The following is a 19,588-nucleotide window of genomic DNA, read 5'->3' as shown; positions in this document are numbered from 1 at the left end:
GATTTTAAATTAAATAAAAATGAGCAAAGGACCAATTAGTCAGTTTATTGAAAAGAATTATTTGCATTTTAATGCAGCTGCCTTAGTAGATGCTGCAAAAGGATATGAAGAGCATTTATTAGATAATGGCAAAATGATGATTACCCTTGGTGGTGCGATGAGTACTGCTGAACTTGGAAAGTCATTAGCAGAAATGATACGCCAAGACAAAGTACATATTATCTCCTGTACTGGTGCAAATCTTGAAGAAGATATCATGAACTTAGTAGCTCATAATTCTTATAAAAGAATTCCAAATTACAGAGACTTAACACCTCAAGAAGAAAGAGACTTGTTAGACAATCACTTTAATCGTGTAACGGATACTTGTATTCCTGAAGAAGAAGCTTTTAGAAGATTGCAATCTCATTTATTTGATATTTGGAACAAGGCAGATAAATCAGGAGAACGTTATTTCCCGCATGAATTCATGTACCAAATGATTAATTCTGGAGTTCTAGAACAGTATTATGAAATAGATCCTAAAGATTCATGGATGGTTGCTGCAGCCGAAAAAAATCTTCCAATAGTAGTTCCAGGTTGGGAAGACAGTACCATGGGAAATATTTTTGCTTCTTATTGTATCAAAGGAGAATTCAAGCCAACAACAACAAAAAGTGGAATTGAATACATGATGTGGTTAGCAGATTGGTATCCTAAAAACTGTAGTGGTAAAGGAATTGGTTTCTTCCAAATTGGTGGTGGTATCGCTGGTGATTTCCCTATTTGTGTTGTACCAATGTTAGATCAAGATTTAGAAGTAGAAAATGTTCCGTTTTGGAGCTATTTCTGCCAAATCTCAGATTCTACTACGAGTTATGGTTCGTATTCTGGAGCAGTTCCTAATGAAAAAATTACTTGGGGTAAGTTAGATATTTCAACTCCTAAGTTTATTATAGAGTCAGATGCAACAATAGTAGCACCTTTAATTTTCGCTTATTTATTAGACCTATAGCATATTTATGAAAAGAGTAATAGTTGATTACGCAAAACTTACAAACGAAATTTTAAACCTTCTAGTAGAAAAATTTCCAGACGGTTATGATGATTCTAACATCATTAGTTTTAGAAACGCAAAAAATGAATTGATTGAAGCAGTCGAAGTGCGAACTGAAGATACTATTTATTTAGTAAAAGTAAGTACTAAGCTATCTGATAGGATTGAAAATTACGATGAAGATGATGAAATGTTAATTGACGAAGTAGTAGAACCGATCAAAGGTCTTGACTTAGACGATGACATCGACGATGATGACGAAGATGAAGTTATCGACAAGCCTGATACTGGTGATGACGAAGATGATGAAGATGGAGATGATAAGGATTTTTCTGACGATGATGAAGATCAAGATGATGAAGATTAATAAATCTTAATTATAATACTATTTAAAAGGAACTCTCAATTGAGTTCCTTTTTTTATTACTTTAGGTTTAAATATACGCCAAAATGAAAAATCAAATTTTACACGACACTTTAAAGGAAAACTTTGGTTTTGAAAAATTCAGACCCAATCAGGAAGACATCATAAATTGTGTATTATCCGGAAAGGATACATTAGCCATCATGCCAACAGGTGGCGGAAAATCAATTTGCTTTCAATTACCTGCTTTACTTTTTCCAGGGATAACAATCGTAATTTCACCACTAATTGCTTTGATGAAAGACCAAGTAGATAGCTTAAAAGCAAATGGAATCGAAGCTTGTTTTATAAACAGTAGTCAAACGGAAAATGAACGCCAATTTTTTATCGAAAGATTACAATCGAACCTTATAAAATTAGTTTACATCGCTCCAGAAAGTTTATCTTTTTTGGACAATATATTCAATAGTTTGACAATAAGTTTAATTGCAATTGACGAAGCGCATTGTATTTCAGCTTGGGGTCATGATTTCCGACCTGCCTATACGAACTTAGGTTATCTTAAAAACCGCTTCCCTTCTACTCCAATCTTAGCTTTAACTGCTACAGCGGATAAAGCTACACGTAAGGATATTAGCGATCAATTAAACTTAATAAATCCTACAATATTTGTAGCATCATTCGACAGGAAAAATCTAAGTTTAGAAGTGCGTCCCGCTTTAGACCGAGTGAAACAAATTATAGATTTTATAAAAGAGAAGCCAAATGAATCTGGAATCGTTTATTGCTTAAGTCGAAAAACTACTGAAGAACTTGCTGAAAAATTGCAAAAAGTAGGCGTTAATGCAAAAGCGTATCATGCTGGTTTAGACAATAAAATTCGATCAAAAACACAAGACGAATTTATTAATGATGATTGCCATGTGGTTTGCGCAACTATCGCTTTTGGAATGGGGATTGACAAATCAAATGTGCGTTGGGTGATTCATTATAATTTACCTAAAAATATAGAAGGCTATTACCAAGAAATTGGTCGTGCAGGTCGCGATGGTTTACCTTCTGAAACGGTATTGTTCGAAAGTTACGGTGATCTAATTCAGCTTCAAAAATTTGCATCACAAGGTTTGAATGCCGAAGTACAACTAGCAAAGTTAGAACGCATGAAACAGTATGCGGATGCCTTAAGCTGCAGACGTAAAATTTTGCTTTCTTATTTTGGGGAACTCGTTACAGAGAATTGTGGGAATTGTGATATTTGTAAAAATCCGCCTTTATTTTTTGATGGAACTGTAATTGCTCAAAAAGCATTATCAGCAATAATACGCTTACAAGAAAGCGAACCATTACCCGTTATTGTTGACTTTTTGCGAGGTTCTAAAAATGCTTATATTTTTGAGAAGGAATATCAAAACCTAAAAACCTACGGCGTTGGCGCCGATCTTTCCTGGTACGAATGGAACCAATACTTAATCCAATTGATTAATTTAGGTTATTGTGAAATCGCTTTTCACCAACAAAATAAAATTAGATTAACGGCTTTTGCAAAAAAAGTATTGTTTGAAGGTGAAAAAGTACAATTGACAACCGTTCAAAAAATTAATATTGATAAGCAAGAAATCAAAGAAAAAAAATCAAAATCAGTTGCTAATTCACTATTTGAAACCTTACGCAAATTACGTTATGAAATCTCAAAGGAAGAAGAAGTTCCTGCTTATGTGATTTTTAGTGATGCGGCTTTACGCCAAATGGAAACCGAACGTCCTATGAGCGAACAAGAATTATTAGCGATTGATGGTGTTGGAAAAGCAAAGCTAGAAAAGTATGGCGATGCGTTTATCAAAGCTATTATTGATTTTCAGAAAACAAAAGCAGTTAAAAAAAAGAAGGAAAAATCTACCTACAAAGAGACTTTAGAATTGTATCTAAATGGATTATCTGCTGAAGCCATTGCTGAAAAACGAAAATTAGGACTAAGCACAATTATGTCACATTTAGCCAAATTATATCTTGACGGCGTTTCTATTGATTTGAAAGCTTTCGTTTCTGATGATGAAGTAAATAATATTGCAAAAGCAAAAATAAAACTAGAATCGCCAGCAACCTTAAAACCCTATTTTGATTATTTTGAAGAAAAAATGGATTACGGAAAAATCCGATTAGCATTAGCTATAATTGAAAAAGAAAGTACTTTAATATAAATTTAAAATATGATTCATTCCTTTCTGCCTTTTGTAAACATAGACACTGAAATTTTGATTTTAGGAACGATGCCTGGAGTCGCCTCTTTAGAAAAGCAAGAATATTATGCACATCCTAGAAATCATTTTTGGAAAATAATCTACACCCTTTTCAATAATTTACCTGTGTCAGATCTTTTGAAGAAAAGATAAACTTTCTCCAAGATCATAAAATCGGATTATGGGATGTTTTAGAAAATTGCAAAAGAAAAGGAAGTCTAGACATTCATATCAAAAACCATAAAGAAAATGATTTTGAAATGCTATTTGAAAAATTTCCTCAAATAACTAAAATTGTTTTTAATGGGAAAGAAAGTCATAAGTACTTCTTGAAAAAATTTGGCCAAATAAAAGGCATCACGTATTATGTGATGCCTTCAACTAGTCCTGCAAATACAATGTCTTTTGATAAAAAATTAGAAATCTGGTCTGCAATTTTAGACTAAATTACAAATACCTTTCTTCAAAAACTCTTTGATGGTGCTTTTGATGTCCAATCATAATAAAACCTATAGCGCGAACCGATATCCCAGCATTTGAAGCTATTCCTGTTCTTTCTAATTGTTCATTTGAAAAACTTTTAAAAAGATAAATATTTGAATGTCTAACTGCAGACAATTCAGTCAATAAATCCTGAATACTTCTAGTATTTGCCTGTGTATTGTTTACATAGTTATTTTCATCAAAACCGGGTAAAGGTGTTTGATCATTTCTAGAAATACGTAAAGCGCGATACGCAAAAATACGCTCTGTATCGATTACATGCTGAATAATTTCTTTGATTGTCCATTTCCCTTCTGCATAACGAAAATCAAATTTATCCATGGGTATATTTTGAACAAAACGAATAAACTCATGCAATGAAATTTCTAATTCTTCAATCAAAGTGGCATCTCCCAAAACACTTATGTATGGGAAAAAATATTCTGCATATTCTTTTACTGGTAATTGTGATGCTTTCATTTTATTTATTTTTTAAGCGGAGTTTCTACTCGCATTAGTGTTTCCAAAAAGAGAACGTGTAACAATTTTTTCATACACTTTTATTAACTCCTCGTTGGGTATGTTTTCTTTATTTAATTCATTTATTCTAAGTAAAGCATATTGTTGTATTGTTATCAATGGCAACACAATACGTTCTCTAACATCAATAGAAGCTTTACCATCAGGATAATTTTCCATTAAAGTTTTATGACCTGCAATTTTCAAAAGTAAACGTTCTGTTTCTAAAAATTCATCATAAATAATTTGCCAAAATTCACCAAATTCGGGATCGTTTTTCATATATGCCGTCAGTGGAAAAAATGATTTTGCCAAGGACATCATACTATTTTCCAACAAGGTTTTAAAGAATAATGAATTATTGTATAGATCTTGAACTTTATGCCACTCCTTATTATCTTCAAATTTTTTCAAAGCAGTACCCAAACCAAAGAATCCAGGAACATTTTGTTTTAATTGACTCCAAGAACCTACAAAAGGAATCGCTCTCAAATCAGCAAAATCTAAACTAGCAGATTGACTTCTTTTAGAAGGACGACTACCGATATTTGTTTTAGCATAATACTTTAACGTACTCATCTGTTCTAAATACGGGATAAATTTTGGATGATTTTTAAAACTCAAATATTTTTCATAACCTATATTCGCTAAAGCATCCAAAATACTTTTCTCCTCTACAGTCAACTCATTTTGCCCTTTATTAAACACCTGATTAGTAACACCAGCGCTTAATAAGTTTTCTAAATTGTACCTACAAGAATCTAAAGTACCAAAATTAGAACTTATTGTCTGTCCTTGAACAGTAATTTGAATTTCATTATTTTCGATATTTGGACCTAAAGAAGCATAAAATTTATGCGTTTTACCACCTCCACGTGCTGGAGGTCCGCCTCTACCGTCAAAGAAAATTACTTTAATACCATATTTTCTAGAAACAGCTGTAAGTTCTTCTTTAGCTTTATAAATACTCCAGTTTGCCATTAAATAACCACCATCCTTAGTTCCGTCTGAGAAACCTAGCATTATCGTTTGCTTGTTTCCTCTATTTTCTAAATGTTTTGCATAAGCCGGATTCAAATATAATTTTTCCATAATAGCATGCGCATTATGCAAATCATCAACCGACTCAAAAAGCGGAATAATATCTACTGTTGGTTCTTGCCAATTGCTCAAACGAAACAACGCAAAAGTTTCCATTACATTTAGTGCGCTCTCATTGTTACTAATTATATAGCGATTTGCACCAAATTCACCATTTCTACTTTGTATGGTTTTTATAACCTGAATCGATTCGATTGTTAATCGTGTTAATTCATTTTCAAAAACATCAGGATTTAAATCTGCTGAAAGATTTGACAAAACATCAATTTTTTGATCTTCGGATAATTCAAAATAATTTTCTGGAAAAACAGCAGGATTTGTTTTCAAATAATAACCAACAACATCACTAAATACAGCATCATGTATTTTACTATTTTGACGGATGTCTAATGAAGCAAAGTGAAAACCAAAAAGATTTACTTTTATCAAAAGCGCTTCTAATTCATCCAAATATAAAGATTGATGCTTGGCTATAATTATATCTTTAATTGTATTTAATTCAGCTTTAAATTGCTCTAAGGATATAAACAATTCTCCTTTAGAATAAAAAACAGATCTATAAAGCTTTGATTCAAGTTCAGTAACCAAAGTATCTACACCTGAGAAAGTTAATTTTCTTTTTAATTTTCTAATTTCAATATAATAACACTTTAAAATAGAGGTTCTTAATCGTTCTGCAACATTCAAAGTAATTTGAGTAGTAACAAAAGGATTACCATCACGATCGCCTCCTGGCCAAAAACCAAGTTTAATTAATGGGTTTTGTATAGAGTTTCCTTTAAAAATATTTTTTTGCAAATAATGAACCATTTCACCAGAGGTCTCATAAAAAACATTTTCAAGATACCAAATCAAACTCACAGCTTCATCAAAAGGATTCGGTTTTACATCTTTTATAAAGGGAGTTTTACCCAATTGAGCCAACAATAGCTTAATTTCTAATAAATTATTAACTCGAATTGCATTAGTTAAGTCATTTATAATTCCTAAAACTGCGCCTGGATAAAATTGAGTTGGATGCGCCGTTAAAACTGTTCTAACATTAAAATCTTCTAAAAAATCAATTAATTCTTCTTGCTTATTTTTGACATCAGATTTCTCCTTGATATCTCTAAGCGACCCAATTCCTTCCATATTATGTACTGTAGAGAAAGCAGCATCTTCAATAGCATCAAATAAAACCACTTGTCGTTCTATATACTGAATAAAACGAAACATAATATCAATTTTCTCAGCTTCAGAGGCATTTTCTAAATACCTTGTAGCAAAAAAATCCAGTATTTCTTTAGGAGTTTCATGCTTTTTATAGCCTGCATCGCATATTTCTGAAAATAAAGGCAGCAAAGCACCTGTATTATCAATAGAATCAAAAGGAAGCGTAATAAAAACACTATTGTAAATATTGTATTTTGACAAGACCTCTTGGTTGAAGCGTTCAATTTTAGGTAAAGTGTACATATTGTATAGTTGTGGTTGGTTTAGTTAAATAAATTGTCATAAAAAAACCCCAAGTGTAAACTTGAGGTTATATTTATTATATAGCATTCAAGAACATTACATATTTTTGAAAATAGTATGCATCAAACGCTTCTTATCATTAATACTTTCTTCAAGAGAAATCATAGTTTCTGTTCTATAAACACCATCGATATCATCAATCATAAAGATCACATCCTTAGCATGTTTAGTATCTTTAGCTCTAATTTTACAGAAGATATTAAATTTTCCTGTAGTAACAGAAGCTACAGTAACGTAAGGAATTTCATTAATACGCTCTAAAACGAATTTAGTTTGAGAGGTATTGTTTAGAAAAACACCAACATAAGCAATAAAAGAGTATCCTAATTTATCATAATCAAGAACTAATGAAGATCCCATTATGATACCTGCATCTTCCATTTTTTTCACTCTAACATGCACCGTCCCTGCAGAAATCAATAACTTTTTTGCTATATCTGTAAAAGGAACTCTTGTGTTATCGATCAACATGTCCAATATCTGGTGATCTACTTCATCTAAACGAAATTTACTCATAATTCTAAAATTAATTTTTTTTAATTGCTTTAACAAAGTATAAAATTATATATAAAAAATAACAAAAAGATACAAATATTACGTTTTTATCATTCCGTTAACAAATTTTACATTATTTCCTAAATAAAAATTAGCTTTTTGGTTTAATTTTGGAATGTTATCTAAATCATCTTTGTAAGAAGCACCTTTCGCATCGTACTCAAAATGACCATAATAATGTTCTAAATTTCCTATTTGAGAAAAATAGGCATTAAAGCAAACTTCATTGTCAATTAATTCTTCTTTGTATTGTGCTGCAAAATTGGTGATTTTTTCAATACCATCATAACTTATTTTGATGTTTTTATAAATAAAATCATAAAAAACGACTTTATTTTGAGGAATATTCAAGTATTTGCCAATTCCATTAACAACTATAACGTTTTCGTAAAGTACAGTAAAACTACTCATTAGCGCCATAAAAACAAATTTACGCGTCTCTTCTCGCTGATAATCATCTTGAAAATGACCCGCTTCGAACAATAAAGTAGGAACTCCTAAGTACTGAAAAGTATCACCAATACAGTTAATATTAAACGAATCATCAAAGCGACCTATCTGATTAGGTAAATAAGACTGTAGCTTTTCGTTAATTGCAGCAATTAAATCAATTGATTTCATTCGTGATTCATTTACATCTCTATTCTCATTGAATGATGGCGCCAAAAAAGATAAGGTTGCAGGCTTCCCGGTGTCGGCTACACCAAAAATAGTACGTTGATCATGAAGATTAAAGCAAAAATGAGGCTTAAACGCATCAAAAGTAGCTCGTAAAAACTTACTTTCTGGCTGCGTAAGTACCTGTGAATCTCTATTAAGATCTACATCATTAGCATTTGATCTTGTATATAAAGCAGCTCCATCTGGATTTAACATTGGAATACATAAAAAAGTAAAATTCGTTAACAAATGATTAGCCAAGGTTTCATCGCTTTTTAGATAATTCAAAAAGTCGAATAATGCTTTTGTAGTAGTACTTTCATTTCCGTGCATTTGGGACCACAAAAAAACCTTAGTCTTTCCTGTACCTATTTGATAGGAGTATATAGGTTTATCGAGGACAGATTTTCCGATTACTTTTAATTCATTATTACTGTTTAATTTATTCAATAAAGGTTCTATTTCTACTAAAGTGATATATCTACCACTGATAGATCTTTCTTTATTTTTATTAAATAATGCTATTAAATTCATGCTGATTTATTTAGTTTACAAAAGTAAACATCTTTATATTTACATTTGTAAACAAAAAATAATATGCTTATTTCAATAGTGTAAACAGTTTATTTTACTTTTGTATGATAGCTAGAGTGATGATTAATGAGAAATGTTACCATTGTTAAAATAATTACCTAAATAACATTATATCAGAATATTAAAACCTATCAATTAAAGTGTTTATTAGCTAAAAATTACATTAAAAGTATAATTTACAACTGTAATTTAGGAAAACAGATAGCTTTTGATTACATTTGTAAATAGTTATCTTTCAATATTAATTTACAATGGTAAACATAGAGGATTTTATAAAAAGGCTTGAAATTATATTAGATTATTATAGCCTAAACGCTTCTTCTTTTGCTGATAAAATTGGTGTACAACGCTCTAGTTTGTCTCACCTACTTTCAGGAAGAAACAAACCAAGTTTGGATTTTGTACTTAAAATTTTAGAAGTTTTTCCAGAAATAGATTTATATTGGATTTTGAATGGGAAAGGAAGTTTTCCTAAAAACACAGCAGAACTGCAAACGGCAGTAAAAGCGACGGAACCCTTAAATGAAAAAAATAGCACTACTCTATTTAATAAACCAATTAGTGCCCAAGATTTATTTTCGGAAAATCAAATTCCAGATCCTGTTCTTATATCAGGATCAAAGAAAATTGAAAATCAAAATTTTAACAAACAAAACGATTCGGAAGAAATTGATAAGATTGTAGTTTTTTATAAAAATGGAACTTTTAAGAGTTATCGTCCCAATTAAGGTAAAAAATGATTTGAATGAATTGAAATGAATTTATTCTACACTATACCCCTTTTCTGGTATTTTACCTTTTACTCCAACAAAATGTTTTTTCAAAACTGCCAAATCTGAATCAAGATCTCCAGTAGGATAAACGGGCTTGCCTAAATTAACTTCTTTTTTACCAAAATCAAATGCAACCGGAACAATTGGAACATTGGCTTTAAGAGCAATGTAATAAAATCCTGTTTTAAGCTCGTTCGTTTTATTACGCGTTCCTTCTGGAGCTACAGCTAATCGAAAAACTTCTTTACGTTCAAATATAGCAGCAATTGAATCTACTTTATTTAAACCTCCAGAACGATCTAATGGTTCTCCTCCCATATATCTAAAATATGATCCTAATGGAAAACGAAATAATTCTTTTTTGCCCACAAAGTTCATTTCTAATCCAGTAATCCCTCTAGTAAAAATTCCTAAATAAAAATCATGCGCACTCGTATGAGGCAACACCATCATGACACATTTTTTAAGATCGTGATCTATTGTTCCTACTATTTTCCAACCCATAAGGTTGAAAAAAATCCATTTATATATTTGTTTTTTCATTCTTTAATTTTTTGCACAAAATAAATAATTTAAATCCTATTTTTGGGCAAAACTGCTAGCAATGATAAAAAAAATATTAAGCTATTTAATTCCAATAAAAATCTATACTTCAAAATCTTCCCTAAGTAATGCTATAGAGGTTACTTGGGCTAATGGTGAACTTGTATTAGACTCAGAAAATGCTAATTATTCATATGGTAGTTTACAAAGAATCTTGCGATTAGGATTAAAAAATATCGGATATGACAAAATAGTGTCTATGAATCATATTTTAGTTTTGGGAGTTGCAGGAGGAAGCGTGATAAAAACGCTAGTAGATGAAATTAAATTCAAAGGCAAAATTACTGGTGTCGAAATTGATCCCGAAATAATAAAAATAGCCAATACTTTTTTTAAATTAGATACTGTAGAAAACCTGCAAATTGTTATTGATGATGCTTTTGAATATGTTTTAAAAACAAAAAACAAATACGATTTGATTATCATAGATGTTTTTCAAGATACTTCGATGCCTGCTTTTTTGTTTGAAAATTTTTTTACCAAACGAATTTGCTATTTATTAAGAAGTCGTGGAGTTGTGCTTTTTAATACTATGATTTTAAATCAAAATCAAAATCTAAGAAATAAAAAATACGTTTCTGAATTTTACGAAAGTGATTTTAAAATTAGAACTATCGCCAGAGTAGAACAACATAATGAGTTAATTGTAATTGATAAGCTAACTTAATCATAGCATTTTTCTAGCTTTTTCTAAATCTTCTAAAGTATCAATTCCAATTCCAACATGAGTAGTTTCGACCATTTTGATGCGTTTTCCAAATTCTAAATAACGCAATTGTTCCAGTTTTTCAGATGCTTCTAGCGATTTCATTGGCAAGCTGTAAAAATCCAATAAGGCTTGTTTTCTAAAAGCATAAATTCCTATGTGTTGCATATACCGAACACCTACATTTTTCTCTCTAGCATAAGGAATAACCGAACGTGAAAAATACAAGGCGAACTGGTTTTGATCTACAACCACTTTTACATTATTGGGATTATTTATTTCTTCATCCTCTTTTATTTCGCGCATCAAAGAGGCTAAGTCTATTTTTTTATCGGCATCTTTTTTGAAAAATTCAATCAATTCTTTTAATGGTTCAGAATTTATAAATGGCTCATCTCCTTGTACATTGACTACAATATCTACATCAATACTTTCAACAGCTTCTGCTATACGATCACTCCCCGATTCGTGTTCCTTGATACTCATAATAGCTTTACCTTTATGAGAAATAATTTCATTATAAATTAATTCTGAATCGGTTACCACAAAAACATCATCAAATAAATTTGTTTCTACAGCAGCTTCGTATGTTGTTAAAATCACTGTTTTTCCTCCTAAATCCTGCATTAATTTGGCTGGAAATCGTGTTGATGCGTAACGTGCGGGTATAACTGCTATTATTTTCATTTTTATGTTTTAATGCTAAGACAAAAATAGAACTATTTTTAAATTATCATCAAAAAGATTATATCTTTAAATTTTTATTAATTAATAAGTAAATCCTGTATGAAGTCAATTTATATTGTTCTTTTTTTATTTTTAGTTTCTTGTAGTCCTATTAAAGTAAAAGATTTTAATTATGATTACACACAAGAGATTGTTGGCAAAATAAAGTCGATAGATATTAAAAAATACGAATACAAATTCATAAAAAAAGATACCGTTAACTTGGTTAAAAAGACAATTTTAAATTTTGACGTTAACAAAAATTTAAAGAATGAAAAATTCTTCACAGAAAATGAAAAAAAAGAGATTAGCTATAAGTATGTTAATGGATTAATTATCCAAAAAGAGGTAATTTCAGATAATGATACTACGATTATTGACTATAAATACGATGATGCAAATAATTTAATTGAAGAAAAATCATCTGACAAAAATGGACTATATAATATTACTACTCAAGCTTTTGATAAATATCATAATCCCATTGAAATAAACAAGAACTTTGCTAATAAAATAAAACAAACAATTCAAATCGAATATAATTATAAAAAAAACTACTTTATCAGTAAGAGTTTTATAGACACCTTAAGCTATACCAAATTAAAATCTAAAAAATATTTTGATAAAAAAGGATATATTATAAAAATTCACGATATTAAATCTAAAACAAATGCTAACTATTTTACGTTTGAAATTGATAAAAAAGGAAACCTAAATACAAAAAAATATTATAAAAGCGATGGTACAATTATTGAAACCGTAGCATTTAAAAATGATTATGATAACAGGGGTAATATAATTAGTAGAGAACGATTTTTAAATAATAAATTAGTTGACAAAACTATTTACGAAATAACTTATTATTGATAATACATTTTTTTAAAAAAATATTTGATTAATTAGTTTTAGATAGACTTACATATAATTCAATATGAATTTGAAAAAAACGACAGATGTAATAATTTTTAAGGAAAAAAAAAGTGCAGTTAAATATTGGTATTATTTAATATGTATTGTTATCTCTCTAATTTTCAATAGTTACTTTATACTTTTTAGTTCTATTATAAGTTTATTTGTATTATCGAGAAATATTTTTCTGATTGACAATTCAGTAAGCAAATTGAATTTAAGATACAGTACTTTAATATTAATGAATAGAGGTATACTTAAGTATAATGATATTGATACTATTGAAAAAATTAAATTTTCTGTATTCTTTGAATTCTATATGCTAAAACTTTATCAATATTGTGATTCTAATAGATGTTCAAATATCAAATATGGAATTAAAATAAATTTAAAAAATGGAAAATCAATTATTGTTCCATCCCAAAAACCTGAAGAACTTAAAAAAAACATTGAATTACAAATTAAAAAAAACTGCTACTTACCCGGTTATTTAGTGTGATTGTAATTTTAATATAATATAAAAAATATCTTTGCAATTGGAAGAAAAAAATAGTTTTAATGCGAAAATATGGAGTCTTTAATACTGAAAAAAATAAAAGCACCAATTCCAAATAATTATCAATAAACAGAATTATTTTAAGAAAGCATTGTGGTTGCATCAGTAAAATTACTCCACAAAACTTTCGTCTTTAAATCCTATCAAGTACAATTTATTCTTGGCTCTAGTCATTGCGGTGTACAACCATCTGATGTAATCTCTGTTGATTCCGTCTGGCAAATACGGTTGTTCTATAAAAACCGTATTCCATTGACCACCTTGCGACTTATGACAGGTTATTGCATACGAAAATTTAACTTGAAGTGCATTAAAATATTCATTCGCTTTTACTTTTTGAAACTGTTTAAATTTGGTTTCACCTTCATAATCCTTCAACACTTCTTGATACAATCGATTCGATTCTTCAAAGGTTAATGATGGCGATTCGCTCTTTATAGTATCCATTAACAAAACTGTTTCAATGGGTTTTTGATCGGGATAATCGATCATTCTAATTTTAACTTTCGCAAACTTAAAACCATACAATTCTTTGATATTAAAAATTTCTAAAACTTCTATAATATCACCATTGGCAATAAAACCCGCTTCGTCAGAATCCTTTAACCAAAAATAATTATTTTTAACAACCATCAAAAAATCTCCCGAAGAGAGTTCGCTTTCTTTATCAAGTATTTTATTTCTAATTTGTTCGTTATATTGATTCGCTCGTTTATTAGAACGAACAATAAAAGCGGTATCTTCAATACTGTAATTACTGTACGCCGAATTTATTGCATCTTGAATATCATATCCATCTGTTAGTCGAATTATATCTTTAAATTTCTTTACATCAAATTTGAATTCATTGATGAAAGAATCTTTCAATAATTCTCGAAGTTCCGTAGCATTGTGCAAAATTCCCGAATTTTCTTCCTGACGCATTACTTCGTCTAGTTCGATATGTTCTACTTCTTTGTCATAATTCATTCCTAAAGTACGAATATCCAAAGCGGGACTAATATCTAGATTTACTGGAGGTAATTGTGCCGTATCTCCCAGTAAAATCATCTTGCAATTTTTTCCTGAGTACACATATGAAATCAAATCATCCAATAAAGAACCATTTTCATATAATTTTGAATCAGAATTGTTATCTGAAATCATCGAAGCTTCATCGACTATAAAAATCGTATTGGTATGTTTGTTTTGCTGTAACGTAAAGGAAACGCCACCTCCTGAAGATTTTTTAGGGAAATAAATCTTTTTATGAATTGTAAAAGCAGGTTTATCCGAATAATTGGCAATTACTTTCGCCGCACGACCTGTTGGTGCCAGCAAAACATATTTCTTGTTGATGTCTAATAAGCTATTTACTATCGTAGAAATTACTGTTGTTTTTCCAGTTCCAGCATACCCTTTTAGGACAAAAATGGTTTTATTTTCGACTTCAGTCAAAAAAATAGCGATTTTTTGAAAAAAAATATCTTGTTTATAAGTAGGTTGAAACGGAAATTTTCTCTGCAAAAGACTGTAAAACAAGGAGGAATTCATCTGGGAATAGGTTGAAAAATGAATTTCAAAGATAGGGTTTCCATTTTAAAATGAGATTGTGAATGCTATTGATTTTTGAAATTGAAATTCGCATTGAATTTGATTTTTACAATTGTCATTGCTGTTTTTATTTGTAAGTTTGTTGACTCATTTAATTCGCTTCAAAATAAAAATTGTAAATGAATTATAAAACAAAATATGCCAACACAAAACACCAACATCACCGAAAAGGTTTATAAAAAACTCTCTGTTCAAGTTTCCTTGAATGGCTTGTCTTTTTGTTGTTTTGATACACTCAATAATACCGTTAGTTCTTTTAATGAAGTGCATTTTGACACCATTCATAAAGCCACTAAAATTGAAGATTTATTTGCTGAAGCTTTTGCTAATTATCCTGAATTAAAGCAACAATATGATGAGATTTTAGTAATTCATAACAACAATCTTTCTACATTTATTCCAGAACCGCTTTTTGATGAAAATCATTTAGGAAGCTATTTGCAATACAATACAAAGGTTTTTGAAACTGATTTTTTTGCTTTTGATCAAATTGCTAATTATCAAATGAATACCGTTTATATTCCTTATGTAAACATCAATAATTTTTTTATTGATCAATTTGGTTCTTTCGATTACAAACACGCCAATACCATTTTGGTTAATAAATTATTGATTGACTCCAAAAATAAGGATGAAAAAAAGATGTTCGTTCATATAAATAATGGGCATTTTGAAATTATTGTTATTCAAAACCAAAAGTTATTACTCTTTAACTCTTTTGAATACAACACGCCAGAAGATTTTATTTATTATCTCTTGTTTACTGCCGAACAATTGAACTTAAATCCCGAAAATTTTCCGTTAGAACTAATTGGCGACATTACAAAAGATAGTACTTATTACACAATTGCATATAAATACATTCGCAATGTCTCTCTAATTGATGTAGAGGATTTGCGATGGAATAATTATTTTTCTGAGGCCGAAAACAGAAAACACTTTATACTTTTCAACTCATGAGAATAATTTCAGGAAAATACAAAGGAAGACGTATTTCACCACCAAAAGGTTTGCCCGTTCGCCCTACAACAGATATGTCTAAAGAAGCATTGTTTAATGTTTTGAACAACCATTTTAGTTTTGAAGGACTTAAAATATTAGACCTATTCGCAGGTACAGGAAATATTAGTTATGAATTTGCTTCACGCGGATGTACTCCTATTACCTCTGTAGATGGCGATTTTGGATGTGTAAAATTCATCAAGCAAGTTGCAACCGAATATGATTTTAATATTGCCGCGACAAAAAGTGATGTTTTTGCTTATTTAGAAAAATGCAAAACATCGTACGATATAATTTTTGCTGATCCTCCTTATGGTTTAGATCAAAAGACTTTTGAAAAAATCATTGAATTGGTTTTCCAAAAAGAATTATTAAACCAGGACGGAATGATGGTTATTGAACATTCAAAATATACCAAACTAGATCACATGATTCACTTTTCTTTTCAAAAAAGTTATGGTGGTTCTATTTTCAGTTTTTTCGAATTTGAAAGTAATGACGAAAATGAGGAAGAATCAAATTTAAACGATGGCGAAGAGGAATAATTGATCTTATCGCTTTACAAACAAAAAAAGATGCCTTTAAAGCATCTTTTTTTGTTATAATCCTAAATCTTCAATTAATAGAAAAAAATTATGCTTTCATTTCGCCAGCTATTAGTTTTCCTTTATAGAATACAGCTTCTCGTTTGGGCAAACGCGCGACTGCTTCTGCAGAACAACTTGCATTTACTAGAATAAAATTGGCTTCATTATCTACAAGAGGCCAAGTACGAATTCCTGCATCATCAAGTGGCAAAATTTCGTTAGTAGTGGCAATATGTAACGCGCGACTCAAACCAAACTCATCTGTCCAACCGTAAAGTTGGGCACATAATTTTGCTTTTTCAAGCATATCACAATTTCCAAAAGGTTGCCAATGATCTACAATACTATCTGTTCCAGTCATTAATTTAACACCATATTTCTTCAAAGTAGGAATTGGCATTATGGTTCGGCCAATAGGAACTGTAGAAACTACTCCAATACCCAATGCTCCCATTTTTTCTGCAATTTTTTCTAAGTCTTTTTGCTCCATTCTCGCAAGAGCAAAACCATGACTTATATAGGTTTTTCCTTGAAGCTGTTTATTCTCTTCTGTTTTTTTGATAATATATTCAATTGCCGCCTTTCCAGTTGGTAATCCTTCATGCAAGTGAATATCGATTCCTTTATTATTATCAATTGCAATTTGGAACATCGCATCAAGAGATTGTTCTAAATTCCCATCAACAGTGGTTGGATCTAGTCCTCCAATAAAATCAACACCCATTTTAGCGGCTTCTCTAAGCAAAGGTTCTGATTTTGAATATAGAATACCATGTTGTGGAAAAGCTACAATTTCCCAAGCAAAATTATCTTTGTTTTTATCTAATGCGGCTAATAAATGTTCCAAACTTTTTAATCCGCTTACGGGATCAATATTGGTTTGGCAACGGGCAAAATAAGTACCTTGACTTTGCATAAGCTTAATCGCTTCTTCGGCTTTATGCTGGGAATCTGTTAGTAATTGTGGAATTATTTTTTCCTCTAACCTAATCATGTCCTTTACAGTGTAGCCTTTTCTTGGCGCAGCGTTCCATTTTCCAGCGTAATACGTTTTATCAATATGTATGTGCATATCACGTAATCCGGGAAGCATCAAGAAACCCTTTGCATTAATTGTTTTCAATTTTAAATCGAGTTTACCTTTGGCTATCTTTTTGATTTTACCATCGGCAATATGTAAATTGTATAAATCGGTTTTGGTAGCAATAACTTCGTTTTTTTCGTTGTATTCAAAACCTTCTTCGAGTCTTACATTCGTTAAAATATATTCTTTAAAATCAGCTATTTTTTTATCTTCAGGCGTCACATTTGTCATTGCCGAACTACCAACACTAGAAAATAAAGCGGCACCAGTTGCTGCTGCGCTCATTCCCAAAAACTTTTTTCTACTAATCGCGTTTTGATCCATATTCTCTTTTTATTATTTTGCTAATCTAGATTATTCCTTTATTAAGATGTACTATAATAGATGGTAAATTTATACTGAACTGTAATAGTAACAAAGCAATTTGAAAACTGATAAAGAAAACGGCTCAAAAAATAAAATAACTAAATTTCATCTTAATGAGCCGTTCCTAAAATTTATAAACTAAACCAATTTTGCATTAATTTTTTTTCAATGCTATTATTTTGATAGTGTACATAATCATTCCTTACGGCGTCATAGCGATAATCTAATTCCCATTTTTTAAAGTTTTTTGCGACATCCGTAATAGCGTCACAAACAAAATTAATTTCAGCATTAGTCATTGTAGGATGAATAGACATTCGAATCCAACCTGGACGTTCAAGCATACAACCTTCTAATATTTTCTTCTCAATACTTTTTGAGGTTTGTTGATCTACGTTTAATAAAAAGTGACCATACGTTCCCGCACAAGAACAACCGCCACGAGTTTGAACTCCAAATCTGTCATTTAATAATTTTACAATTAAATTAAAATGAGCATCCGTAATATAGAAAGAGAAAATTCCTAATCGATCTTTATGCTCAGACGCTAGAATGGTAAGATTTGGTATTTTAGAAAGTTTCTCAAAAATGATTTCATTCAATTCGTGTTCTCTCTTGATAATATTAGAAACTCCCATTTTTTCTTTCAATTGAATTGAAAGTGCAATTTTTATAGTTTGCAAAAATCCAGGTGTACCTCCATCTTCTCTGGTTTCAATATCGTCAACATAATCATGATCGCCCCAAGGATTGGTATAACTTACTGTACCACCACCAGGATTATCGGGCACTATGTTTTTATAAAGTTTTTTATTAAAAATTAAAACACCACTGCTTCCCGGACCTCCTAAAAATTTATGTGGAGAAAAGAAAATAGCATCTAAATAAGCTCCTTTTTCTTCTGGATGCATATTGATGTCCACATAAGGAGCCGAACAAGCAAAATCTACAAAACACAAACCACCATGGTTATGTATCGTGGTAGCAATTTTATGATAATCCGTTCTAATACCTGTTACGTTAGAGCAAGCAGTTACCGAAGCAATTTTGATCGGTCTGTTTTTATATTGATCTAAAATCTTTTCAAAACTCTCAAAACAGATTAATCCAGAATCAAGACAAGGAATTATTTGGACATCGGCAATTGTTTCCAACCAAGACGTTTGGTTAGAATGATGCTCCATGTGCGTAATAAAAACAATAGGCTTTAAAGCATCAGGAACCTGAGTATATTCCTTTAAGTTTTCAGAAACTTTTAATCCTAAAATACGTTGTAGTTTATTAACAACTCCAGTCATTCCTGAGCCTTCTGTAATCAAAACATCATCTTCGCTAGCATTTACATGCTTTTTGATTATTGCACTAGCATCGTGATACGCCATGGTCATCACTGAACCAGTAATAGAAGTTTCAGTATGTGTATTAGCTACAAATGGACCAATATCATGCAGTAATTTATGTTCTATAGGATGGTACAATCTTCCGCTCGCGGTCCAATCTGCATAAATAATTTCTTTTTCGCCATAAGGAGATTCAAACTTTTGGTGCATACCCACAATTTTTTCTCGAAACTGTGTAAAATAAACCTCTAACTCAGAAACTTCGGTAGCTGCTTC

19 protein-coding genes are annotated in these 19,588 nt (G+C 30.5%); 10 read left to right on the top strand and 9 right to left on the bottom strand.

The window, feature by feature from the left end; all coding sequences use genetic code 11:
- The first annotated feature begins 19 nt into the window (after positions 1-19).
- The 5 genes from H2650_RS11285 to H2650_RS15905 all read left to right on the top strand — a co-directional run bounded on the left by H2650_RS11285 (position 20) and on the right by H2650_RS15905 (position 4,083).
- Complete coding sequence (locus tag H2650_RS11285; protein ID WP_188050919.1) at positions 20-994, top strand: deoxyhypusine synthase family protein; 975 nt, start codon at positions 20-22, stop codon at positions 992-994.
- 7 nt (positions 995-1,001) lie between these two features.
- Positions 1,002-1,403 carry a DNA primase gene (locus tag H2650_RS11280; protein WP_188050918.1) on the top strand — a complete coding sequence of 134 codons (402 nt, stop codon included), beginning with the start codon at positions 1,002-1,004 and terminating at the stop codon, positions 1,401-1,403.
- Positions 1,404-1,486: 83 nt separating this feature from the next.
- Positions 1,487-3,598: a DNA helicase RecQ gene (gene recQ, locus H2650_RS11275; RefSeq protein ID WP_188050917.1), complete on the top strand. Its 2,112-nt coding sequence runs from the start codon at positions 1,487-1,489 to the stop codon at positions 3,596-3,598.
- A 9-nt stretch (positions 3,599-3,607) separates the two neighbouring features.
- Positions 3,608-3,790, top strand: coding sequence for a uracil-DNA glycosylase family protein (locus H2650_RS15910; RefSeq protein WP_255462875.1), 183 nt, complete (start codon positions 3,608-3,610; stop codon positions 3,788-3,790).
- Complete coding sequence (locus H2650_RS15905) at positions 3,787-4,083, top strand: DNA-deoxyinosine glycosylase (RefSeq protein ID WP_370566868.1); 297 nt, start codon at positions 3,787-3,789, stop codon at positions 4,081-4,083. Before H2650_RS15910 ends, H2650_RS15905 begins: the two co-directional genes overlap by 4 nt.
- Before the next feature lies 1 nt (position 4,084).
- On the opposite strand, the gene H2650_RS11265 is transcribed toward H2650_RS15905, so the two are convergent.
- The 4 genes from H2650_RS11265 to H2650_RS11250 form a co-directional block, all read right to left on the bottom strand.
- Positions 4,085-4,600 carry a DinB family protein gene (locus tag H2650_RS11265; protein WP_188050916.1) on the bottom strand — a complete coding sequence of 172 codons (516 nt, stop codon included), beginning with the start codon at positions 4,598-4,600 and terminating at the stop codon, positions 4,085-4,087.
- A gap of 12 nt (positions 4,601-4,612) precedes the next feature.
- Positions 4,613-7,198, bottom strand: a complete 2,586-nt coding sequence (locus H2650_RS11260) for a phosphoenolpyruvate carboxylase (protein WP_188050915.1) — start codon at positions 7,196-7,198, stop codon at positions 4,613-4,615.
- Between the two features lie 96 nt (positions 7,199-7,294).
- Positions 7,295-7,774 carry an Lrp/AsnC family transcriptional regulator gene (locus tag H2650_RS11255; protein WP_066082003.1) on the bottom strand — a complete coding sequence of 160 codons (480 nt, stop codon included), beginning with the start codon at positions 7,772-7,774 and terminating at the stop codon, positions 7,295-7,297.
- Positions 7,775-7,852: 78 nt separating this feature from the next.
- Complete coding sequence (locus tag H2650_RS11250) at positions 7,853-9,007, bottom strand: M14 metallopeptidase family protein (protein ID WP_188050914.1); 1,155 nt, start codon at positions 9,005-9,007, stop codon at positions 7,853-7,855.
- 311 nt (positions 9,008-9,318) lie between these two features.
- Here H2650_RS11250 and H2650_RS11245 point away from each other — a divergent pair, with 311 nt between their 5' ends.
- Complete coding sequence (locus H2650_RS11245; protein WP_188050913.1) at positions 9,319-9,795, top strand: helix-turn-helix transcriptional regulator; 477 nt, start codon at positions 9,319-9,321, stop codon at positions 9,793-9,795.
- Positions 9,796-9,828: 33 nt separating this feature from the next.
- On the opposite strand, the gene H2650_RS11240 is transcribed toward H2650_RS11245, so the two are convergent.
- A complete protein-coding gene (locus H2650_RS11240) occupies positions 9,829-10,383 on the bottom strand; it encodes a 1-acyl-sn-glycerol-3-phosphate acyltransferase (RefSeq protein ID WP_188050912.1) in 555 nt (184 codons plus the stop codon).
- A 61-nt stretch (positions 10,384-10,444) separates the two neighbouring features.
- On the opposite strand from H2650_RS11240, the gene H2650_RS11235 reads away from it, so the two are divergent.
- Positions 10,445-11,110: a spermidine synthase gene (locus H2650_RS11235; RefSeq protein WP_188050911.1), complete on the top strand. Its 666-nt coding sequence runs from the start codon at positions 10,445-10,447 to the stop codon at positions 11,108-11,110.
- On the opposite strand, the gene kdsB is transcribed toward H2650_RS11235, so the two are convergent.
- Positions 11,111-11,836 carry a 3-deoxy-manno-octulosonate cytidylyltransferase gene (kdsB, locus tag H2650_RS11230; protein ID WP_188050910.1) on the bottom strand — a complete coding sequence of 242 codons (726 nt, stop codon included), beginning with the start codon at positions 11,834-11,836 and terminating at the stop codon, positions 11,111-11,113.
- A 99-nt stretch (positions 11,837-11,935) separates the two neighbouring features.
- Between kdsB and H2650_RS11225 the strand changes: the two genes are divergently transcribed.
- Entirely contained in the window at positions 11,936-12,742 is an 807-nt protein-coding gene (locus H2650_RS11225; protein ID WP_188050909.1) for a hypothetical protein, read from the top strand.
- A gap of 709 nt (positions 12,743-13,451) precedes the next feature.
- On the opposite strand, the gene H2650_RS11220 is transcribed toward H2650_RS11225, so the two are convergent.
- Positions 13,452-14,873 (bottom strand): ATP-dependent RecD-like DNA helicase, encoded by a 1,422-nt coding sequence (locus H2650_RS11220; protein WP_188050908.1) that lies wholly within the window; start codon positions 14,871-14,873, stop codon positions 13,452-13,454.
- Positions 14,874-15,071: 198 nt separating this feature from the next.
- On the opposite strand from H2650_RS11220, the gene H2650_RS11215 reads away from it, so the two are divergent.
- Together H2650_RS11215 and H2650_RS11210 are read left to right on the top strand one after the other, a co-directional pair.
- A complete protein-coding gene (locus H2650_RS11215) occupies positions 15,072-15,893 on the top strand; it encodes a DUF3822 family protein (RefSeq protein ID WP_188050907.1) in 822 nt (273 codons plus the stop codon).
- On the top strand, positions 15,890-16,480 hold the full coding sequence (locus H2650_RS11210) for an RsmD family RNA methyltransferase (RefSeq protein ID WP_188050906.1): 591 nt from the start codon (positions 15,890-15,892) through the stop codon (positions 16,478-16,480). Before H2650_RS11215 ends, H2650_RS11210 begins: the two co-directional genes overlap by 4 nt.
- An 88-nt stretch (positions 16,481-16,568) precedes the next feature.
- On the opposite strand, the gene H2650_RS11205 is transcribed toward H2650_RS11210, so the two are convergent.
- A complete protein-coding gene (locus tag H2650_RS11205; protein WP_188050905.1) occupies positions 16,569-17,930 on the bottom strand; it encodes an amidohydrolase in 1,362 nt (453 codons plus the stop codon).
- A 173-nt stretch (positions 17,931-18,103) separates the two neighbouring features.
- Positions 18,104-19,522 carry an aminotransferase class V-fold PLP-dependent enzyme gene (locus H2650_RS11200; RefSeq protein WP_255462897.1) on the bottom strand — a complete coding sequence of 473 codons (1,419 nt, stop codon included), beginning with the start codon at positions 19,520-19,522 and terminating at the stop codon, positions 18,104-18,106.
- Positions 19,523-19,588 lie beyond the last annotated feature (66 nt).

The sequence above is a fragment of the Flavobacterium sp. GP15 genome (assembly GCF_014281985.1).
In the GTDB taxonomy this organism is placed as follows: Bacteria; Bacteroidota; Bacteroidia; order Flavobacteriales; family Flavobacteriaceae; genus Flavobacterium; species Flavobacterium pygoscelis.
The sequence above is the reverse complement of the archived record's forward strand: the minus strand, read 5'-3'. Positions and strand labels throughout refer to the sequence as shown.